19 protein-coding genes and 1 riboswitch are annotated in these 19,185 nt (G+C 68.7%); of the genes, 6 read left to right on the top strand and 13 right to left on the bottom strand.

Annotation, left to right across the window (positions count from 1 at the left end):
• Nucleotides 1–9 precede the first annotated feature (9 nt).
• Nucleotides 10–1,293 carry a histidine--tRNA ligase gene (locus ACTHNC_RS07290; protein WP_440293933.1) on the bottom strand — a complete coding sequence of 428 codons (1,284 nt, stop codon included), beginning with the start codon at nucleotides 1,291–1,293 and terminating at the stop codon, nucleotides 10–12.
• A gap of 100 nt (nucleotides 1,294–1,393) precedes the next feature.
• Here ACTHNC_RS07290 and ACTHNC_RS07285 point away from each other — a divergent pair, with 100 nt between their 5' ends.
• Nucleotides 1,394–2,860 carry an MDR family MFS transporter gene (locus ACTHNC_RS07285; protein ID WP_440293932.1) on the top strand — a complete coding sequence of 489 codons (1,467 nt, stop codon included), beginning with the start codon at nucleotides 1,394–1,396 and terminating at the stop codon, nucleotides 2,858–2,860.
• A 183-nt stretch (nucleotides 2,861–3,043) separates the two neighbouring features.
• On the opposite strand, the gene ACTHNC_RS07280 is transcribed toward ACTHNC_RS07285, so the two are convergent.
• Nucleotides 3,044–3,469, bottom strand: a complete 426-nt coding sequence (locus ACTHNC_RS07280) for an Hsp20/alpha crystallin family protein (RefSeq protein WP_440293961.1) — start codon at nucleotides 3,467–3,469, stop codon at nucleotides 3,044–3,046.
• A 398-nt stretch (nucleotides 3,470–3,867) separates the two neighbouring features.
• Between ACTHNC_RS07280 and ACTHNC_RS07275 the strand changes: the two genes are divergently transcribed.
• Entirely contained in the window at nucleotides 3,868–4,143 is a 276-nt protein-coding gene (locus ACTHNC_RS07275; protein WP_440293931.1) for a MerR family transcriptional regulator, read from the top strand.
• 23 nt (nucleotides 4,144–4,166) lie between these two features.
• Here the strand turns inward: ACTHNC_RS07275 and ACTHNC_RS07270 are convergent, their stop codons facing one another.
• Nucleotides 4,167–4,820, bottom strand: coding sequence for a MazG family protein (locus tag ACTHNC_RS07270; protein WP_440293930.1), 654 nt, complete (start codon nucleotides 4,818–4,820; stop codon nucleotides 4,167–4,169).
• Nucleotides 4,821–4,874: 54 nt separating this feature from the next.
• On the opposite strand from ACTHNC_RS07270, the gene ACTHNC_RS07265 reads away from it, so the two are divergent.
• Nucleotides 4,875–5,234 (top strand): VOC family protein, encoded by a 360-nt coding sequence (locus ACTHNC_RS07265; RefSeq protein ID WP_440293929.1) that lies wholly within the window; start codon nucleotides 4,875–4,877, stop codon nucleotides 5,232–5,234.
• On the top strand, nucleotides 5,231–6,382 hold the full coding sequence (gene nhaA / locus ACTHNC_RS07260; protein ID WP_440293928.1) for a Na+/H+ antiporter NhaA: 1,152 nt from the start codon (nucleotides 5,231–5,233) through the stop codon (nucleotides 6,380–6,382). Before ACTHNC_RS07265 ends, nhaA begins: the two co-directional genes overlap by 4 nt.
• Nucleotides 6,383–6,408: 26 nt before the next feature.
• Here the strand turns inward: nhaA and ACTHNC_RS07255 are convergent, their stop codons facing one another.
• The 6 genes from ACTHNC_RS07255 to mfd form a co-directional block, all read right to left on the bottom strand.
• Nucleotides 6,409–7,398 carry a lysostaphin resistance A-like protein gene (locus tag ACTHNC_RS07255; RefSeq protein ID WP_440293927.1) on the bottom strand — a complete coding sequence of 330 codons (990 nt, stop codon included), beginning with the start codon at nucleotides 7,396–7,398 and terminating at the stop codon, nucleotides 6,409–6,411.
• Between the two features lie 36 nt (nucleotides 7,399–7,434).
• A complete protein-coding gene (locus ACTHNC_RS07250) occupies nucleotides 7,435–8,589 on the bottom strand; it encodes a DUF1648 domain-containing protein (RefSeq protein ID WP_440293926.1) in 1,155 nt (384 codons plus the stop codon).
• A complete protein-coding gene (locus ACTHNC_RS07245; protein WP_440293925.1) occupies nucleotides 8,586–9,008 on the bottom strand; it encodes a GntR family transcriptional regulator in 423 nt (140 codons plus the stop codon). Before ACTHNC_RS07245 ends, ACTHNC_RS07250 begins: the two co-directional genes overlap by 4 nt.
• 169 nt (nucleotides 9,009–9,177) lie before the next feature.
• Nucleotides 9,178–10,143, bottom strand: a complete 966-nt coding sequence (locus ACTHNC_RS07240; RefSeq protein ID WP_440293924.1) for an aldo/keto reductase — start codon at nucleotides 10,141–10,143, stop codon at nucleotides 9,178–9,180.
• Between the two features lie 27 nt (nucleotides 10,144–10,170).
• Nucleotides 10,171–12,066: a gamma-glutamyltransferase family protein gene (locus ACTHNC_RS07235; protein WP_440293923.1), complete on the bottom strand. Its 1,896-nt coding sequence runs from the start codon at nucleotides 12,064–12,066 to the stop codon at nucleotides 10,171–10,173.
• 144 nt (nucleotides 12,067–12,210) lie between these two features.
• Nucleotides 12,211–15,855 (bottom strand): transcription-repair coupling factor, encoded by a 3,645-nt coding sequence (gene mfd / locus ACTHNC_RS07230; protein ID WP_440293922.1) that lies wholly within the window; start codon nucleotides 15,853–15,855, stop codon nucleotides 12,211–12,213.
• Nucleotides 15,856–15,989: 134 nt separating this feature from the next.
• On the opposite strand from mfd, the gene ACTHNC_RS07225 reads away from it, so the two are divergent.
• The gene (locus ACTHNC_RS07225) at nucleotides 15,990–16,556 is read left to right on the top strand and encodes a YceI family protein (RefSeq protein ID WP_440293921.1); all 567 of its coding nucleotides are present in this window, start codon (nucleotides 15,990–15,992) and stop codon (nucleotides 16,554–16,556) included.
• A gap of 68 nt (nucleotides 16,557–16,624) precedes the next feature.
• Entirely contained in the window at nucleotides 16,625–16,885 is a 261-nt protein-coding gene (locus tag ACTHNC_RS07220) for a hypothetical protein (protein WP_440293920.1), read from the top strand.
• Nucleotides 16,886–16,926: 41 nt separating this feature from the next.
• On the opposite strand, the gene ACTHNC_RS07215 is transcribed toward ACTHNC_RS07220, so the two are convergent.
• The 4 genes from ACTHNC_RS07215 to pth form a co-directional block, all read right to left on the bottom strand.
• Nucleotides 16,927–17,178, bottom strand: a complete 252-nt coding sequence (locus ACTHNC_RS07215) for a CBU_0592 family membrane protein (RefSeq protein WP_440293919.1) — start codon at nucleotides 17,176–17,178, stop codon at nucleotides 16,927–16,929.
• 10 nt (nucleotides 17,179–17,188) lie between these two features.
• Nucleotides 17,189–17,248, bottom strand: a riboswitch (guanidine-III (ykkC-III) riboswitch).
• A gap of 69 nt (nucleotides 17,249–17,317) precedes the next feature.
• A complete protein-coding gene (locus ACTHNC_RS07210) occupies nucleotides 17,318–17,755 on the bottom strand; it encodes an N-acetyltransferase family protein (protein WP_440293918.1) in 438 nt (145 codons plus the stop codon).
• 44 nt (nucleotides 17,756–17,799) lie between these two features.
• Nucleotides 17,800–18,510: an alpha/beta fold hydrolase gene (locus ACTHNC_RS07205; protein ID WP_440293917.1), complete on the bottom strand. Its 711-nt coding sequence runs from the start codon at nucleotides 18,508–18,510 to the stop codon at nucleotides 17,800–17,802.
• Between the two features lie 83 nt (nucleotides 18,511–18,593).
• Nucleotides 18,594–19,178, bottom strand: coding sequence for an aminoacyl-tRNA hydrolase (pth, locus tag ACTHNC_RS07200; protein ID WP_440293960.1), 585 nt, complete (start codon nucleotides 19,176–19,178; stop codon nucleotides 18,594–18,596).
• Nucleotides 19,179–19,185 lie beyond the last annotated feature (7 nt).

Here is a 19,185-nt window from a genome sequence, read left to right as displayed (position 1 = left end):
GGCGGGGACTCAGCCGAGGTCGCGGAACTGCAGCTCGGCGACCTCGGTCGTCGCGGAGGTGACGGAGGCGAATCGGGTGTAGCCGGCATCCGCGAGCCTGGCCAGCAGCGGTTTGAGGTTCTTCACCCGGCGCTCGACGCGCACGCGGGCGCCGGAGTCGACGAGTCGCGCTTTGAGGCGGAAGAGCGTCGGAGCGTCGACGTCGCGGTCGTAGATGAGCACGACGGCGTCGTCCGCGTTCTGCTCCGGCATCTCCACGAGGTCGACGATGCGCTCGAATCCCAGCGAGAAGCCCGCGGCCGGCACGTCGGTGCCGAGGAAGCGGCCGATCATGCCGTCGTAGCGCCCTCCCCCGCCCAGCGAGTACCCGAACTCGGGGTGCTGGATCTCGAAGATGGCTCCGGTGTAGTAGCCCATTCCGCGCACCAGGTTGTGCGAGAAGACCAGCGGGGTTCCCGGTGAGACGGCGGCGACCGCGTCGCGGATCTCGTGCAGGCTGCGGTAGGCATCCGTGTCGAGCCAGGCCGGTGGCGGCACCACGCCGCGATCGAGGTTCCAGCCGTCGTCGGGGAGGCCGGAGAGGCTCTCGGCGACAGAGGTCGACGCCGATTCCGGCACGAGACCCAGCTCGACGAGCTCGGCCACCGCGCCGTCGACTCCGATCTTGTCCTCCTTGTCGATCGTGATCATCGCGCGCTCGTAGCCGGTCTCGGGAACGCCCCATGACGCGATCAGGCCGCGGAGGATGGCGCGGTGGTTGATGCGGATGGCGCATCCGGTGAGCCCGAGAGCGTCGAGCGTGGCGATCGTCGCCGTGATCAGCTCGATCTCGGCCATGACGCCCTGCTCACCGATGATGTCGATGTCGCACTGCATGAACTGCCGGTAACGGCCCTTCTGGGGGCGTTCGGCACGCCAGACCGGCGCGATCTGGATCGACTTGAACACGCTCGGCAGCGCCGCACGGTGGCTGGCGTAGAACCGGGCGAGCGGCACGGTGAGGTCGAACCGCAGACCGAGGTCCGTGAGCGCCTCGAGATCGCCGGCCGTCGCGAGCTCCGCCACCGCCTCCGCTGTGAGACCGCGTCGCAGGATGCCGAACGCGAGCTTCTCGTTGTCGCCGCCGAGTCCAGAGTGCAAGCGTGCGGCATCCTCCATGACCGGCGTCTCGATCTCGTCGAAGCCCTGCGCCGCGTAGCTGGAGCGGATGACGCCCAGTGCGTGTTCGCGGCGGGCCTTGTCGGCGGGAAGAAAGTCGCGCATGCCGCGGGGCGGGTTCACGGGTTGGGCCATGGCATCCATTCTTTCAGGGCACTGGATGCCCCACGGCGCTCACCGCACGGCTCGCTGAGGCGAGGGAATAGCGGAGGCGGCATCCGGATTGCACTGTTCGATGTCTGAGAACACGATCTCCCGCGGCGGCGTCGGGTTGCGCTCGGAGCGCGGGCCCATCCTGCTGTCGCTCATGCTCGCCACCTCGCTCGTGGCACTGGACTCGACGATCATCGCGACCGCGTCGACGTCGATCGCGAAGGACCTCGGCCACTTCGAACAGCTGCCGTGGCTCTTCTCGATCTACGTGCTGGCGCAGGCGGTCTCGGTGCCGATCTACGGGCGGCTCGCCGACTTCTTCGGCCGCAAGCGCTTGATGATGATCGGCATCGGCCTGTTCCTGCTCGGCTCGATCCTGGCCGGATTCGCCTGGTCGATGCCGGTGCTCATCGCGGCCCGCGTCGTGCAGGGACTCGGCGCCGGAGCGGTGCTGCCGATGAGCATGACGATCGCCAGCGACATCTACACCCTGCAGGAGCGCGCGAAGACCCAGGGCTACCTGGCCAGTGTGTGGGGCATCTCCGCCGTGGTCGGGCCAACCCTGGGCGGCGTCTTCAGCGAGTTCGTGAGCTGGCGCTGGATCTTCTTCATCAACATCCCGCTGTCGCTTCTTGCCGCGTGGATGCTGTGGCGCAAGTTCAGCGAGAAGAACCACGGCGAGCGTACGCGCCCGCGTATCGACTACGCGGGGGCGGTGCTCCTCACCGCGGGCACGGCGCTCGTCATCCTCGGGCTGCTCGAGGGCGGCACCGCGTGGACCTGGAACTCCGTCACCTCGATCGGGATCTTCGCGGTCGGTGCCGCAGCGCTCGTCGCGTTCGTGTTCGTGGAACGCAAGGCGGAGCATCCGATTCTGCCGCTGTCGGTGCTGAAGCGTCGCGTCATCTGGGCATCCACGGCGGCGGCGCTGCTGATCGGTGCCATCGTGCTCGGACTGTCGACGTATGTGCCGATCTACGCGCAGAACGTGCTGGGCGTGAGCGCCCTGATCGCCGGTTTCGCGCTCGCCGCGCTCACGGTCGGCTGGCCGCTGACGGCGTCGATCGCCGGGCGCTTCTACCTGCGTATCGGATTTCGTTGGACGGCGGTGATCGGCTCGGGCGTCGTCGTCGCGGGCGCAGTGCTGCTGCTCACGCTGGGCGTCGGCAGCAACATCTGGCTGGTCGGCGTGATCTGCTTCGTGATCGGTGCCGGTATGGGACTCACGGCGGTGCCGACCCTGATCGCCGCGCAGACCTCGGTCGACTGGCAGGAGCGCGGCATGGTGACCGGAACGAACATGTTCGCCCGGTCCATCGGCTCTGCCGTGGGCGTGGCCGTGTTCGGCGCGGTGGTGAACGCGAACACGACAGTCGGAGCAGACGGCACACCGCACGGCCCTCAGCTCGCGGATGCGGTGCACCTCGTGTTCGCGGCGATCGCCGTGGTCGCCGCGGTGCTCTTCGTCGCGGTGGTGCTCATGCCCGGGCGCCGAGCCGAGGAGCGGGTCGCCGAGGTGGAGACGACCGACGCTCACGCAAGCGCGTGAGGCGACGAGCAACCGAATCTCCACCTCACCCCGGCCGTGTGTCCTCGCTTGCGCGAATCGTGGTGCAGCGGAAGGGCGGCCTCCCCTGCAGGGAGGCCGCCCTTGGTTCGCAGCGAGTGTGGCGTGTCGTCCGCCTCATGCGGTCCGTCCTTCACCGCGGTGGAGCCAACTCGCCGACTGCGTTCAGGCGGTGACGGCCTTCGCTTCCGCGGGAGCCGACTCGACGCTGACCTTGCGCGGCTTCGCGTGTTCGGCGATCGGGATCAGGACGCTGAGCACGCCGTTGTCGTAGCTCGCGCTGATGCCGTCGGTGTCGACGTCGTCGCCGATGGTGAACTGCCGAAGGTAGCCGCCGAAGGGACGCTCCTGCAACAGCCACCGGCCGTTCGTGTGGTCTCCCGACGACCGCTGGGCGCGGATGGTCAGCAGGTGCCCATCGACGTCCACATCGATGGACCCGGGGTCGATGCCGGGCAGGTCCGCGTTCAGCAGGTATCTGTCGCCTTCACGTGAGAGGTCGACCGGCATCATGCGCGGTTGGCGGCTGGTGTCGAAGAGGCTCTGCGCGATTCGGTCCAGCTGGCTGAAAGGATCGAACGACATGGCCATGGTCTGAACTCCTTTCGTCGTGTGTGTGTCCATGAACTGCCTCGCAGGTGTCCATGGCTTCGGAGGGCAGCGGGCCACCGCGCGGATTCGCGCACGAGGTGCCTTCCATCCGCCCGGAACGGGCGCGTCCGGGGCGCGGCCACAGGTCGCCGACCGCGGCCGGGTGACTCCGGTGCGCACGGGAGGCTCCAAGCCGGTGCGGCCGACCAGAGCCGCGAACTCGGCCTCCAGCCATTCCGGATCGGAGCAGATCAGGTCTGCGAACCCTGCCGTCGCGGTCTCGGTCCCGCCCTGCACTTGAAGCCTCCCTTCTCCGAAGAAGGTTACCTACAGCACCTGACACAGATTTAATACATCACCAGCTTGACAATCCTTCCGTTTAACAGCAAACTTTGAGGATGACGGACCGGGCAGGGGACACGCCCCTGTACAGCATCGCGGTAGCGGCCGAACTCGCCGACCTCCCCGCGGCGACGCTACGCCTGTACGAGGAGAAGGGTCTGGTCAAGCCCGCACGCACGCAAGGCGGTACTCGCCGCTACAGCGACGACAACATCACCACCATCCGTGAGGTCGCCGCGCTGCAGGAAGACGGCATCAACCTGGCCGGCGTCGAACGCGTGCTCAAACTGCGCGCCGAGAACGCCGAACTCCGACGCCGCCTGGACGACTGACGAACCACGTGTGATGCCGCGCCTCAGAGCGAATCGAGCTCCGCGGCGCGGATGTCGTCCTGCAGCGACCTGACGCCCAAGCGGAGTGCGCGCTCGGCGTCCAGACCCCGGTCGCGCGCGGCCGCGACGATGCCGAGCAACAGGGCACCGAGCTCTGATTCGTCGTCGATGCCCGCCATCGCGCCGGCGGTGGCATCCACCTCGACGCCGACCCGAGCGGCACGGCCGATCACCTTGTCCGCCAGCGCGAGGGCGGGCATCCCCTGCGGTATGCCGTCCAGCACGCTGTCGCGCTGACGCTTCTCGGCAGCCTTTGCGGCAGTCCACAGCCGGAGCACCTCTTCGGGCGTCTCCGCCACCTCGTCGCCGAACACGTGCGGATGCCGCCGCACCATCTTCTCGGTCACGTGAGCCGCGACGTCCTGGATGTCGAACCGCTCCCCTGCCGTGCGCGAGGCGATCTCGGAATGGAACGCCACCTGCCACAGCACGTCGCCGAGCTCCTCGATGATCTCCTCCGTGGTGCCCGCCTCTATCGCATCCACGAGCTCGTACGTCTCCTCGATGAGGTACGGCACGAGCGTCTCGTGGGTCATGGTCTGCGACCAGACGCACTTGTCGAGAACGGATGCCATGGCATCCGCGAACGCATCCAGTCGCGACTGCGCGCTTGTCATCGGCTCTCCTGTCAGGCCCGAGGTCATGTCCCCGGCGCCCCCTACGCTATTCGTGTGACCACTGGGACTACTGTGCGACGGATCATCGTGTCGGTTTCGGATCTGGAGAGGTCGCTGGCCGTGTACGAGCATGCGCTCGGGTTGCGCCGGCTGTGGTCGAACGACGAGGTCGCACGGCTCAGAGCAGGCGACGTGGAGCTCATGCTGCACCAGCGGACCCCTGCGCCGTCCGAGCTCGGCGTGGCGGCGACGTTCGCCGTCGACGACGTGGATGCGGCGACCGCTGCGGTCGTCGCGGCCGGCTCTCAAGTGGTGCACGGCCCGAACGATGAGCCGTGGGGCGAACGGCAGACCGTGCTGCACGATCCGGACGGGCACGTGTTCTGCCTGGTCACGCCGATTCCGGCAGCATGAGCCTGATCCGGTCGGAGCGCGCCGCGGCCGGCATCCTGCTCGGCGCAGCCGTGCTCGGCCTGGTGCTCGCCAACACGGCGTTCGGGTCGGTGCTCCAGGAGGTGAAATCCGCCTCGTTCGGTCCGGCCTCGTTGCACCTCGATCTGAGCGTGGGCGCCTGGATCAGCGACGGCCTGCTCGCCGTGTTCTTCTTCATCGTCGCGATCGAGTTGCGGCACGAGCTGACCGTGGGTGAGCTGAGCTCGTGGCAGAAGGCGCTGCATCCCGCCATCGCGGCTGTCTTCGGCGTCATCGCGCCCGCCCTGGTGTACCTCGCCTTCACCGCGGGCAGCGGCTACGAGGCCGGATGGCCGGTGCCGACAGCGACCGACATCGCGTTCGCACTCGGGGTGCTCGCCGTGTTCGGTCGCGGCCTTCCACACCGCATCCGGGTCTTCCTGCTCGCACTCGCCGTGCTCGACGACCTGATCGCGATCGTGATCATCGCCGTGTTCTTCACCTCCGACCCCAACCTCGTCGACCTCGGCCTAGCCGTCGTGTGCATCGTCGCGTTCGGACTCTTGAGCCGCATGCTCCGCGGCCGCCTTCGCGGACCGGTGGCGGTGCTGATGGTGCTGGTGGGCATCCTGACCTGGATGCTCGTGCACGCGTCGGGCGTTCACGCCACGATCGCGGGCGTCGTGCTTGGTCTCGTCATGTCGAGGGAGCCCGCGCGGCGAACGGCACACGCCATGGAGCCGTGGTCGAACGGGCTGGTTCTTCCGCTGTTCGCGTTCTCCGCGGCCCTCGTGGCCATTCCCGCCGTGCCCGTCGACCGGCTGTCGCCGGCGTTCTGGGGCATCCTCGTGGCGCTGCCGGTGGGCAAGCTGGTCGGCATCACGGTGGGCGGCTGGATCGGCGGGCGGATCGGCCCACGGGCTAGTCGTCAGTCGACCGGGATGGTCGACGGTCTCGTGGTGGCGGCGCTCGGCGGCATCGGATTCACGGTCTCGCTGCTGATGAACGAGCTGGCGTTCGAGAAGATCGCCGAGGTGCGCGACGAGGGCGTGCTCGCGGTGCTGCTCGGGTCATCCGTCTCGATCGTGGCCGGCGGCATCGCGGTCGCGGCTCTGGCGCGACGCTACCGCCGGCTGCATCCACACGCCTGAGGCACGCATCCGGGCTCGCGAACGATTCAGCGGCTCGCCGGTGCATCGGTCGGCGGCGCCCACTCGGGAAGCGGCTTTTTGCGCACGAGGCGCGGCTGCTTCTTGAACTGCCCGGCGAGGCCCAGCACGATGATGATCACGGCCGCGATGGCCCACGGCACCAGCCCCAGCGGGCCGACGATCACAGGACTCACCGTGGTGCCGGCTGCGGCGACGAGGGCGAGGAATCCGCCGGCCGCGTTGAAGCCGGCGTGAGCGAAGACGGACGGCCAGACGGAGCCGCTGCGCAGGCGCAGCCAGCCGAACAGGATGCCGACGAATACGCATCCACCCACCATCATCAGAACGCCGAGCGCATTCGGCTGGGCGAAGTCGTACCCGAGAAGGATGACCGGCGAGTGCCACAGCCCCCACACGGCGCCCGTGATGATGAGAGCGGGCCAGGTGCCGAGCGGTCGCAGGCTGGGCAACAACCAGCCGCGCCAACCCAGCTCCTCGCCGATGGTGGCGAACGCGTTGAACAGGGCTCCGAACGGGAGCGAGACGAGCTGGATCAGCACGAGGAGACCGATCGGCACAGGGATCGACCGGCCGTGCGAGGAGACCTCGAGCAGTCGTTGGAAGCCGGAGAAGTGCACGAGGTCCAGGTGCACGAGACCGAACGCCGCGGAGACGAAAACACCGACGATGACCAGCAGCATGCTGCCGAACAGTCCGATCAGGGTCATGCCGATCACCCGCTTCACCGGACGCAGCGGCCAGAGTCCCAGGTATTCGGGGAGCGGACGCGGCCGCGGTCGCTGGATGAAGAACGCGACGACCAGGGCGGCGATGGCCGGGGCGTACATCATGCCACTGATGAGGAAGGTGGCGCCCGGGGTCGCCAGTCCTCGCCCGCTCAGCCACAGCGGCAGAGCGATCAGCAAGGCGAGACCGAACGCGATCACGACGAACGCCGTGACGGGGATCCACGGCACCCGGGTGGGGAACGGCGAGGACTCAGCGGGAGAACTCACGACGAACGACCTTTCGCTGGAGCGGATGCTTGGGGCTCAGCGCGTCGCGCCGGCCACCATGGAGGCGACCAGCGAGCCGACGACCACGACGACGGCGATGAGGCCGAACGCGATGCCGCCGGGGCTGCCGAGATTGATGGTCCAGCCAACGCCGAAGCGCTTGGGCACGAAGGTGGCGGGGTCGTCGCGGTTGACGCAGAGCACGCCCAGCTTCCAGTAGCGGTCGTCGTCGGGAGCCTCCGCCCTCGGCGAAGGTGCCGGATGCGTGGCGGGATTCACGGCCGCGGCATCGCGACCGGCCGTCGCCATGGCATTGGCGTGTGACATGGCCCTGGCGTACGTCACGACGATCGCCACAGCGGCACCGAGCGTGAGGATCAGCGTGAGCCCGATCGAGGCGAACATGATGCCGGGTGACGACGGGGCCAGCCATGACGTCGCGGCGGCGACGCCGAGACCGAGCGTGAGAGCCAGCGACAGGACGCCGAGGCCGGTGGAGGCGAGGTGCCGCTGGGCATCCGCCCGCATGGCAGCCTGCTCAGGGGTGTCCGAGGCGACGGGGCGTCCGCCGTTCGATCTCGTGATCCACGACATCCCGTACAGCCCGACCGAGAGAGCACCCGCGACGATCGGAAGGCTGAAGACGCTCCACACGGACTTCGGGGCCGTGCGGTCGACGTGACCCCCTCCTCCCCAATGGACCGGGACGATGTCGGGCAGCGACGCGTAGACGGTGATGCCGAGCGCCACGACCGCGCACACCACGGCAAGCGACGCGAGCAGCCAGCCGATCGGTGGATGCCCCGGGTCGCGCGGTGAGGCATCCGCCACCAGTCGCGTCGGCTTGCCCGCGTACCACCCGCCGCCGCGCTTGGCAGCGAGGATGCGGCGTCGCACGGTGACGTAGGCGAGGAACGACAGCACGAGGAACACGAGCGGCATGATCGCTACGGCCAGAGCCGGGATGACGAGCGCGCCGATCACGCCGACGATGACGCAGACCAGCCAGGCGATCGCGATGCACCATCGGTAGAGCCGCACGGCCCCTCGCACAGCAGGATCGCCGACCCGCTCGGTTGGCACGCTGACACCGAGCGGCAGTGTGGGGCGCACGATCGACGGCATCGCCAGCAGGAGCGCGGCGATCACCGTCGTGACGGCGATGGTGAACACGATGGCGAAGGCCGTCACGATGACCCTCCCCTTTCTGCGTCGGTCTGGGAGTGGTCAGGATGGTCGAACTCGACGAGCACCTCGTCGAGAAGCACGGAGAGCCGAGCAGTGTCGGCCCCGTGCGCGATCGCCTCGGCGACGAGCGTGCGCAGGCGCGACCGCCAGGACTGCTCGAGCTCGTCGTTCCAGCCGCGCAGAGCGTCGGGCGCGACGATCGAGCCGGAGCTGCGATGGGTGGTGAGCAGGCCCTCGGCCCGCAGCAGGTCATAGCCCTTGGCCACGGTCGCCGGGTTGATGCCGAACTCCATGGCGAGCTGACGAACGGATGCCAGCGGGGCGCCCGGCTCGAGTTCGCGCGTCGCGATGCCCTCCACGATGCGGTCGCGCAGCTGCTGGTAGAGCGGAACCTCCGACAGCGGATCGATGGCGATCTGCATCATTCGCGCCTCCGTTCCGCTGTACCAGCTGTATTAGACACAGTAATACAGCTGGTGCCGACGTCAATGTCACGTTGCCGTGGCGTGAACAGGACATCAGCCTGGGAACATGCCAGAACGGCATGTCCCCGGCGGGAGAGCGCGATCTGTCATGTCGAGGCTGCGGCGGCTAAGCCGGGAACAGCTCCGCGACAGCGGCGGCATCCTCCTCGGATGGACGCCAGGCGCCCCCGGCCTCCGCGTTCGCGATGACCTGCTCAGGCGTGGTCGCGCCCGCGATCACGCTCGTCAGGGCCGGCTGCGCGAGCAGCCAGCCGAACGTGGCCTGCAGCATCGTGATGCCGCGCTCGTCGCAGAACCGCTGGTAGGCATCCAGAGCATCCCACGGCGCCTCCTCGAGGATGTGCCGCCGCTGCCGCATGATACGGCTGTCGTCGGGGCCTCCCTTGCGGGAGAACTTGCCGGTGAACAGACCGTTGTAGAGCGGGAAGAACGGCAGGAACCCCAGCCCGAAGTGCCGAACAGCGGGGAGCACCTCGCGCTCCGCCCCACGGTGCACCAGGTTGTACTCGTTCTGCGCCGAGACGAACCTCGGATGCCCGTGGAGCACCGCCTGGTATTCGGCGTCGGCGATCTGCCAGCCCGTCAGGTTCGAGTGCCCGATGTAGCGCACCTTGCCCTCGGCGATGAGGTCGTCGAGCACGTCGAGGGTCTCCTCGATCGGCGTCGCCGGATCGGGAGCGTGCAGCTGGTAGAGGTCGATCCAGTCCGTCTTCAGCCGGGAGAGGGATGCCTCGACCGCCAGCCGTACGTAGCGGCGCGAGCCGCGCGCGCCCCAGTCCGGTCCGTTCGCACCCCGCATGTCCATGCCGAACTTCGTGGCGAGCACGACCTTGTCGCGTCGCCCGCGCAGGGCGTTGCCCATCAGAACCTCGCTGAGCCCCGGCTCTCTGCCGTAGATGTCGGCGGTGTCGAAGAGCGTGATGCCGGCGTCCACGGCGGCATCGATCACCGCGTTCGTGCCCTCCTGGGTCTCGGTGCGTGTGTCGGCGCGGCCGAAGTTGTTGCAGCCGAGGCCGACGGTGGAGACGACGAGGCCGGAGGGTCCGAGGGTGCGGTATTCGATGTCTGGCATGGTGTCGACGTTATCGCCGCTGACGCATCAGCGACCGGCGGCGTAACCCTGCGCCCCGCGCGGGTTGGCGGCCGCCCAGAAGACCCGCGGCGACTCCGTTCCGGCCCCCGACGGCTCCATCCCGACGGCGCTGAGTCGGCCGAGTGTCCAGGGGCCGGAGACCGTGACCCGGTGTCCGCGCCTCCGCAGCTCCTCGATCACATCCGGGCCGATCCGCTCCTCCACGACGAGGCCCGCGGGCTCCCACTCCCTCGGCCAGAAGCTGGAGATGTGGCTGGTGGTGTGGAACGTGGGGGCGTCGATCGCGGCCTGCGCGCTCCAGCCGCCCACGAGCATCCGAAGCAGCACCGGCAGCTGCCACTGGTCCTGCTGGTCGCCGCCGGGCGTTCCGAGCGTCAGCACGTGCTCGGCCTCCCCCGGCACGGATGGCGTGATCAGCGTCGCCGACAGGGTCGTGCGCGGGCGCGAACCGGGTCGCAGAACGGTGGGGACGCTCTCGTCGAGCCAGGCCATCTGCAGCCGTGTGCCGAGGCAGAAGCCGAGCTCGGGGATCGTCGGGGACGACTGCAGCCATCCACCAGAGGGCGTCACCGTGACGACGTTGCCCCACCGGTCCACCACGTCGAGGTGGCAGGTGTCTCCCCGGGTCTGGCCGTGCCGGTCGACGGTCGGCTCGCCGACACCCGCGGCGCGGTCGTCTCCTGGCACGGCATCGGATTCTTCGAGTCCGTCCTTGCCCGCTCCGGTCGCTAGGGGCGGCAGCTGCGGCGGACGCCCCTCCGGTGCGCCCGGTCGCAGTTCGGCGCTCGCGGTCTCCTCGATCAGGCCGGCACGGGACTCGGCGTACTCCCTGGAGAGCAACGTCGACAACGGAACGTCGACGAAGGCCGGGTCGGCGTACCAGGCGTCGCGGTCGGCGAGCGCGAGCTTCTCCGCCTCGGCGATCACGTGGATGCCGAACGCGGTCGACGGATCGAGGTGCTCGTCGTCGAGCGAGTGCAGGCGTCCGTACGCGTCGAGGATCGCAAGCATCTGCAGCAGCACAGGGCCCTGCCCCCACGGGCCCGTCTTGTGCACGCGCCATCCGCGGAAGTCGTAGCTCACGGCATCCTCGTCGCTCGCGTTGAATGCGGCGAGATCGGATGCCCGCATCACCCCCGCATGATCGCGTCCGTCGCTGTGGCGGTGGGTTTGCCGCACGAATCGTTCGACCGCCTGCGCGACGAATCCCGACTTCCACTCCCGCCGCGCCGCGGCGATGCGATCGGTGCGGGCTTCACCGCGCTCCCCCGCCCCTTCGGATGCCTCGACGAGTCGCCGCAGCACCGCAGCATATGCAGGATTCACGATCAGCGCACCCGGCACGGGAGGGTTGCCGTCGGCATCCAGCCAGAGTGCGGCAGACGTCGGCCAGTGCCCGACGAAGTGCTCCCGGATGCGCTCGATAGTGGTCACGACGTTCTGATGCACCGGATGCCCGTGCTCGGCATAGTCGATCGCGTACCCGAGCACCTCGCACAGTTCCCAGGTGCCGTGCTCCGCGAGCAGCCAGAGCCAGGCATCCACGGATCCCGGAACGGCTGCGGCGAGCGCGCCCGCGCCTGGAACCTCCGTGAGCCTTTCGACGTCGCGGTAGTGCTCGAGCGTCGCACCGGCCGGAGCCGGGCCCTGTCCCATCAGCACCCGGACCTCGCCGCCCGACACACGGAACAGCCCCGTGAGGTCGCCGCCCGGCCCGTTCAGGTGCGGCTCGACGACGTGCAGCACGAAGCCGGCGGCCACCGCCGCATCGAACGCGTTGCCGCCGCGCTCCAGCACGGACTGAGCGGCCGCCGTGGCGAGCCAGTGCGTGGAGGCCGACATGCCGAACGTGCCGTGCAGCGTCGGACGCGTCGTGAACGAGGGTGCGGGGGTGAAGGTCACGCACTCCACGCTAGCGATGGCGCACCCATCGCCTTTCGTGAGACTGCAAAGCCGCCCCGAGACTGCAGGTATTACCCACTGTCTCGGGGCGGGCATGCAGTCTCGCGGACGAAGGCGGATCCGCTGGAGGATTCGTCGCGCCGCCTAGCTCGCGGCGGCGTCCTCCGTCTGTGCCACCTCCGGCTGCGGGAAGATCGCGTCCAGCAGACCGCGCACCCAGGCGATCAGGTCGGCATCCGGAAGCGGCTCCCCGTCCGTGACCGGCAGGGGCACCAGCAGCACCTTCTGTGCGGCCACGATGCGCGACTTCGGGTACATGCGCTGCAGTCGCACTTGCAGCGAGTCTGGCAGTTCGGCCGGCGCGATGCGCAGGTTCGAACCCATGGCGACGACGTCCGAGAGCCCGGCCTGCTGCGCACGGCGACGCAGGCGGGACACCGACATCAGGTTCGTGACGGCCTCCGGCGGTTCGCCGTAGCGGTCCGTGAGCTCCTCGAGTACGAGGTCGATGGCATCCGGCTTCGCATTCGGACCGGATGCCGCCGACAGCTTCTGGTAGGCCTCGAGCCGCAGCCGCTCGGAGTCGACGTACTCCTCGGGGATGTGCGCATCCACCGGCAGCTCCAGCCGCAGCTCGGTCTGCCCCTCGGCGACCTCGCCGCGGAACGTGCCGACGGCCTCACCGATCATCCGCAGGTACAGATCGAAGCCCACCCCGGCGATGTGCCCCGACTGCTCTCCACCGAGCAGGTTGCCTGCGCCCCGGATCTCCAGGTCTTTCAGCGCCACCTGCATGCCGCTGCCCAGCTCGTTATTGGCCGCGATGGTCGAGAGGCGATCGTGGGCGGTCTCGGAGAGCGGCTTGTCGGCATCCCACAGGAAGTACGCGTACGCGCGCTCGCGACCGCGCCCCACGCGGCCTCGCAGCTGGTGCAACTGCGACAGACCGTACTTGTCGGCACGGTCGATGATGATCGTGTTCGCGTTGGCGATGTCGAGCCCGGTCTCGATGATGGTCGTGGAGACGAGCACGTCGAACTTGCGCTCCCAGAAGTCGACGACCATCTGCTCCAGCACGTGCTCGTTCATCTGCCCATGCGCCACAGCGATGCGCGCCTCGGGAACGAGCTCCGCCAGCTGGGCGGCGATGCGCTGGATGCTCGACACCCGGTTGTGCACGAAGAACACCTGTCCCTCGCGCAGCAGCTCGCGTCGGACCGCGGCCGCCACCTGCTTGTCGGAGTACGGACCGACGAACGTGAGGATCGGATGTCTGTCCTCCGGCGGCGTCGCCAGCGTCGACATCTCGCGGATGCCGGTCACCGCCATCTCCAGCGTTCGCGGGATGGGCGTCGCGCTCATCGCGAGGACGTCGACGTTCGTCTTCAGCTTCTTGAGGGCATCCTTGTGCTCGACACCGAAGCGCTGCTCCTCGTCGACGATCACGAGCCCGAGGTCTTTCACGACGAGGTTCTTCGACAGCAGCCGGTGCGTGCCGATCACGACGTCGACCGTGCCATCGGCGAGGCCGTCCATGACCTCCTTCGCCTCGCGGTCGCTCTGAAAGCGGCTGAGCTGGCGCAGATGCACCGGGAACCCGGCGAAGCGCTCCTGGAACGTCTCGAAGTGCTGCCGCACGAGCAGAGTGGTCGGAACGAGCACGAGCACCTGCTTGCCGTCCTGCACGGCCTTGAACGCGGCGCGTACGGCGATCTCCGTCTTGCCGAAGCCGACGTCGCCGGAGATCAGGCGGTCCATCGGGATCGGCCGCTCCATGTCGGCCTTCACCTCGTCGATGGTCTGCAACTGATCGGGCGTCTCCACGAACGGGAACGCCTCCTCGAGCTCGCGCTGCCAGGGCGTGTCCGGCCCGAACGCGTGGCCCTTCGAGGCCATCCGCGCCGAGTACAGCTTGACGAGCTCGACGGCGATGTCGCGAACCGCCTTGCGGGCGCGCCCCTTCGCCTGCGACCAGTCGCTACCGCCCATCTTCGACAGCTGCGGCGCCTCGCCGCCGACGTAACGGCTGAGCAGATCGAGCTGGTCGGTCGGAACGTACAGCTTGTCGCCGGGGTATCCGCGCTTCGATGGCGCGTACTCCAGCACCAGGTACTCGCGCTTCGACTTCACCGCATTGCGGCCGCCCGAGGAGACTTCGCGCTGCACGAGTTCGACGAACTTGCCGATGCCGTGCGTCTCGTGCACGACGAAGTCGCCCGCTTTCAGCTGCAGCGGGTCCACCACGTTCTTGCGCCGGACGCCGAGCTTCTTCACCTGCCGGGAGTCGTAGCCGATCGTCCGGCCGTAGAACTCGGTCTCGCCGATCAGGGCGAGCTTCGCCTCCGGCAGCTCGAAGCCCTGCTCGACGGATGCCGCAAGCACGTAGGCGACGCCGCTCTCGGCATCCGCCGGGTAGTCCTCCACCTGACGTGCCGCGACGCCGTGCTCGGAGAGCACGTCGACCGCCCGCTCCACGAGGCCATGTCCCTCGGCGACGACGGCGACCCGCCAGCCCTCCGACAGCCTTTGACCCACGTGGCCGACCGCGCCGTCCACGTTCCCGGCGAAGCTCGGGACGGCCTCGGCGGCCACGCGCACGTAGTCGCCCGCCGACTCGACGAGGTCTTCCACCGACTGCTCCGAGATCGGCGCCACGGGTTCCGCTCCCCCGGTGTCGAAGCTGGAGAACGTCCACCACGGGTGATCGGGCGCCCGCTCCCCCGGCCGGCTGAGCTGTGCGGCGTCGCGCAGCTGCCGCAGCGAGAGGAAGTCACCTGAGGCCAGGTCGATCGGCGCGGCGGCACCCACCGTTGCGGCACTCCACGCCGCCTCGAGGAACTCGCGGTTCGTCTCCGCGAGGCTCACCGCGCGCGCGGCCACGCGTTCCGGTCCCATCACGGCGACGGCAGCGCCGTCCGGCAGGTATTCCGTGAGCGGCACGAGACGATCGACCAGCGCGGGCGCCAGCGATTCCATTCCCTCGACCGGGATGCCCTCCGCCACCTTCGTCAGCAGCTGCTCGAGGCCTGGGAACTCGTGCGCCATCTCCGCCGCGCGCTGCCGCACGGCATCCGTCAGCAGCAGCTCGCGCGCTGGAGCCAGTTGTACCTCCGGTACGTCGTGCTGCAGCGAGCGCTGGTCCGCCACCGAGAAGGCGCGGATCTGCTCGACCTCGTCGCCGAAGAAATCCACCCGCACCGGGTGCTCGGCGGTCGGCGGGAACACGTCGAGGATGCCGCCGCGCACCGCGAACTCGCCGCGCCGCGTCACCATGTCGACGCGGGCGTACGCCAGGTCGACGAGCCGCGAGGAGATGCCGGTGAGGTCGTTGCCCCTGCTGCCCTCGGCCAGCACGATCGGCTCGAGTCGGTCGAGCCCTGCCGCCAGCGGCTGCAGCGCTGCCCGCACGGAGGCGACGACGACGAGCGGATGCCCGGCATCCGGCGTCCAGGTCGAGAGCCTTCGCAGCGCAGCCAGTCGTTTGCCGACGATCTCGGCGCTCGGGCTCAGCCGTTCGTGCGGCAGCGTCTCCCACGCCGGGAACTCGACCACCTCGGCGTGCGGTGCGACCGACCCCAGCGCGGAGCGCAGCGCCTCCGATTCACGCCCGGTGGCGGTGACGACGAGCAGCACCTGCTTGTCGGCGGGACGGGTGCCGAGCAGCGCCGCCGCGAGAGGAACGCGGAGGCCGCTCGTCACCGAGAAGTCCGCGTCGCGATTCGCGTAGGCGAGGGCGTCAGCGAATGTCTGGGCGCGCGAAAGCGCCCCGGTCAAGCCCTCGAGGATCACTCGGTCCAGTGTAGAGACAGGGCACGACGAACTTTTTCGGGGTAACGGGAATAGAGCCGAAGCCGATGCGTTTGCATACGTGTGCGGCACCGGCTCGCACATCCTTCTTCCTTCATTCGTTCACGAGGAGAACCATGACCGACACCGCCACGACCACGCTCGAGATTCCCGGTTACCGCGAGGGCACCTGGGTGATCGACCCCGCGCACAGCGAGGTGGGATTCAGCATCCGTCACCTGATGATCAGCAAGGTGAAGGGCAAGTTCGAGAAGTTCCAGGCGACGTTCGTCACGCCCGCCAACCCGCTCGAGGCCAGCGTGACCGCCAGCGCCGAGGTGGCATCCATCTCCACCGGTGACCCGAACCGCGACGGCCACCTGCGCACCGGCGACTTCTTCGAGGCCGAGACCTACCCGACCATCGACTTCGTCTCCACCGGCGCCCGCGTCGAGAACGGCGACTTCTTCGTCGACGGCGACCTGACCATCAAGGGCATCACCAAGCCCGTCACCTTCGAATTCGACTTCGGTGGTTTCGGGGCGGATGCCTACGGCAACTACAAGGCGGGCGCCAGCGCGAAGACCGTCGTCAACCGTGAGGACTTCGGCCTCACCTGGAACGCGGCGCTCGAGACCGGCGGCATGCTCCTCGGCGACACCGTGACGATCACGATCGACCTTCAGGCCGCACTGCAGGCCTGACGCCGTGTGCTGCCCCGCACCCCGCACCGCCCGGTGTGGGTGCGGGGCAGCGTGATTAGGCTCGCCACATGGCGACCGAGATCACGACCATCGACTACACCGTTCCCGCCGATGTCTACGCGCGCTATGGCGCGGACTTCGACACCGAGGCGGTGAACGACGCCGTGCTCGCCGAGCTGAATGCGATCATCCCCGAGGGTGTGGTCGTGCACCGAAACGGCAGGGTCTACGCCGAGGAGGACGTCGAGGACGTCGCCCGCGAGCTCGACTGGACCCAGTTGCTCGGCCACATCGACCTCGACCAGATCCTCGCCGCGCACGGGCGCTGAGAGACGACTCCCGGCGGCGGCAGCGTGATTCTGCAGCCCGGTCAGCGAGTGGCATCGACGCGCCGAGCACGCAGCACGCCGACGAGCGACACCAGCGAGACGATCGCCCACACGCCTTCCAGCAGCAGGAATCCCCACTGCGCTTCGACCACGGCATCGACGGCGAGGATGCCGGAGCCTACCGCGTTCAGAACGAGATAGGTCGGCGACTTCGGATTCAGCACGCCCCACTGCGCGAGCGCGAACCCCGCGAGAACGAGTAGCGAGCCGACGACCTGGATGAGAATGTCCACGATGCTCTCCCGAGCGTCGTCGTCGGATCCGGGTACGGCGCGTCTCGTCCGGGGAGCGACGTGCTGCCGTCGTTCCTCCGGTACGGTACCCGATCGCGCCTGGGCGGGCGCTGGGCAGGTTTCGTGGAATCGGGCGGATTCAGAGGGCGATCTCGTAGTGGATGAATCCGGTCCGCTCCGCAACGCGATCGTAGAGCGACCTCGCCGTCGCGTTCGACTCGGCGGTGAGCCAGTAGACCTTCGCCGCCCCGTTCTCCTTGGCCCAGACACGAACGTGCTCGACGAGCGCAGCGCCCGCTCCGCTGCGACGAGCGGTCGCGTCGACGTAGAGATCCTCGAGGTAGCAGTAGTCGGCGATCGACCAGGTGGAAGCGTGGGTCAGCCAGTGGACCAGACCGATCGGCCGCCCCTGGTCATCCCGCGCCAGCGCGCCGTGGATGTCTGACGCGAGCACCCGCGCGAACAGTGCGTCGATTGTCGCCTCGTCCAGCTGTTCCTCGTAGAAGGTGAGGTAGCCGTTGAACAGTTCCCGCCATACGGCGTGGTCTTCAGGACGCACCGGCGTTATCGCAACCATCTGCGAAGCCTAAGGCCCGCTCGCTTCGGGCGCCGCGGAAGGCGTCACACCCAGCCGTGCAGTGCTCGCCGGAACCCGTCGAAGTCGTCGCGGTGCACGGTGTGCCCTGCACCGGCGACGACGCGCACCTCGAAGCCGAGTCCGCGCATCCGGTCGGCCATGGTCGCACTCACCAGTCGTGACCTGTCCGCGAGCATCATGAGCGACGGCACGACCATGCGGTCGGGTGCGCTCAAGGGCATCGCCCGACCATCGCCGAAGCGTCGGAAGAAGCGCCGGTCGAAGGCCGCGTAGTCCGACACCTCGATCTCGACGTCGTCCTTGTGCCAGCGCGGATTGCTGCGTGCGACGGCTCTCGCCGGCCGGTTGAGCAGGCTGTGGAACAGCATCGGCGCGCCTGCCCGTTGCCACCACGGCAGCCGAGTGCCGAGGAATGCCGGGTCGATGTAGACGGCGCGACCGGGCTGCAGCCGCCGGATCAGGCGCGACAGCGTGAGGCCGCCGAGAGAGTGCCCGATCGCGAGCTCGGGTCTGAGCGGAACGCTGTCGGCGATGCTCCGCACGAGTCCGGCGAGGGAGTAGTTCTCCAGCCGCGGGCTCTGCCCGTGACCGGCCAGGTCGACGGCGACCACTCGATACCCCTCGTCGGCGAGAGCGGGCCCGAGCCGGTGCCAGGTGCGCGAGCTGCTGAACAGTCCGTGCACGAGAACCGCGACCCGGTCCCCCGTGCCCCACTCGCGCGTGAAGAGCTGCATGACTCAAGACGCTATGCCACGGCGTTGTGCGGATGCCTCGGAGCAGCCTGGCGCGGGCTAGGAGGTCGCCGTGAACGCGTACCTCAGGATGGCGAGTGGAATCTCTGCTGCGCCACGAGCAGGCCGTCCGTCGTGACCAGCTCGACGGCATCTGCAGCGTCCGAGATCAGGCTCGGCAGCACCTGTCGCTGCTCGGACGTGAACGGACTGAGCACGTGGTCGGCGGCATCCGTGCGTCCGGGCGGCCGGCCGACACCGACCCGCACCCGAGTGAAGTCGGCGCTGCGCAGGGCACTGGCGATGTCGCGCACCCCGTTGTGCCCGCCGTGGCCGCCGCCGGACTTCAGCTTGATCGTGTCGAAGGGGATGTCCAGCTCGTCGTGCACCACGATCAGCCTCTCCGGCTGCAGGGAGTAGAACCGCATGAGCTGCGCGACAGGCCCGCCCGACACGTTCATGTACGTGTTGGGCTTGGCCAGGACCAGGCGAGGGCCGCCGGGGACGATACGTCCCACGGCGACCCACGCGTTGGTCGTGTGCGATTTGAACACGGCGGATGCGCGGCGTGCGAGCTCGTCCACCACCAGCTGTCCGATGTTGTGGCGGGTGCGCTCGTACTGCGCGCCGGGGTTGCCGAGGCCGACGATGAGCCAGGGCTGTTCCGCCATGCGTGTG

Source organism: Humibacter sp. (assembly GCF_051954055.1).
Taxonomy (GTDB): domain Bacteria; phylum Actinomycetota; class Actinomycetes; order Actinomycetales; family Microbacteriaceae; genus Humibacter.
Note: the sequence above shows the minus strand (reverse complement) of the source record. Positions and strands in the feature narration are given on the sequence as shown.

What these genes read in the sequence shown, in the direction of transcription:
- ACTHNC_RS07280 (WP_440293961.1), bottom strand. Translation starts at nt 3,469, where the DNA reads ATGGCCATGTCGTTCGATCCTTTCAGCCAGCTGGACCGAATCGCGCAG.
- ACTHNC_RS07290 (WP_440293933.1), bottom strand. Translation starts at nt 1,293, where the DNA reads ATGGCCCAACCCGTGAACCCGCCCCGCGGCATGCGCGACTTTCTTCCC.
- ACTHNC_RS07285 (WP_440293932.1), top strand. Translation starts at nt 1,394, where the DNA reads ATGTCTGAGAACACGATCTCCCGCGGCGGCGTCGGGTTGCGCTCGGAG.
- ACTHNC_RS07220 (WP_440293920.1), top strand. Translation starts at nt 16,625, where the DNA reads ATGGCGACCGAGATCACGACCATCGACTACACCGTTCCCGCCGATGTC.
- ACTHNC_RS07275 (WP_440293931.1), top strand. Translation starts at nt 3,868, where the DNA reads ATGACGGACCGGGCAGGGGACACGCCCCTGTACAGCATCGCGGTAGCG.
- nhaA (WP_440293928.1), top strand. Translation starts at nt 5,231, where the DNA reads ATGAGCCTGATCCGGTCGGAGCGCGCCGCGGCCGGCATCCTGCTCGGC.
- ACTHNC_RS07225 (WP_440293921.1), top strand. Translation starts at nt 15,990, where the DNA reads ATGACCGACACCGCCACGACCACGCTCGAGATTCCCGGTTACCGCGAG.
- ACTHNC_RS07270 (WP_440293930.1), bottom strand. Translation starts at nt 4,820, where the DNA reads ATGACAAGCGCGCAGTCGCGACTGGATGCGTTCGCGGATGCCATGGCA.
- ACTHNC_RS07240 (WP_440293924.1), bottom strand. Translation starts at nt 10,143, where the DNA reads ATGCCAGACATCGAATACCGCACCCTCGGACCCTCCGGCCTCGTCGTC.
- ACTHNC_RS07210 (WP_440293918.1), bottom strand. Translation starts at nt 17,755, where the DNA reads ATGGTTGCGATAACGCCGGTGCGTCCTGAAGACCACGCCGTATGGCGG.
- ACTHNC_RS07205 (WP_440293917.1), bottom strand. Translation starts at nt 18,510, where the DNA reads ATGCAGCTCTTCACGCGCGAGTGGGGCACGGGGGACCGGGTCGCGGTT.
- pth (WP_440293960.1), bottom strand. Translation starts at nt 19,178, where the DNA reads ATGGCGGAACAGCCCTGGCTCATCGTCGGCCTCGGCAACCCCGGCGCG.
- ACTHNC_RS07245 (WP_440293925.1), bottom strand. Translation starts at nt 9,008, where the DNA reads ATGCAGATCGCCATCGATCCGCTGTCGGAGGTTCCGCTCTACCAGCAG.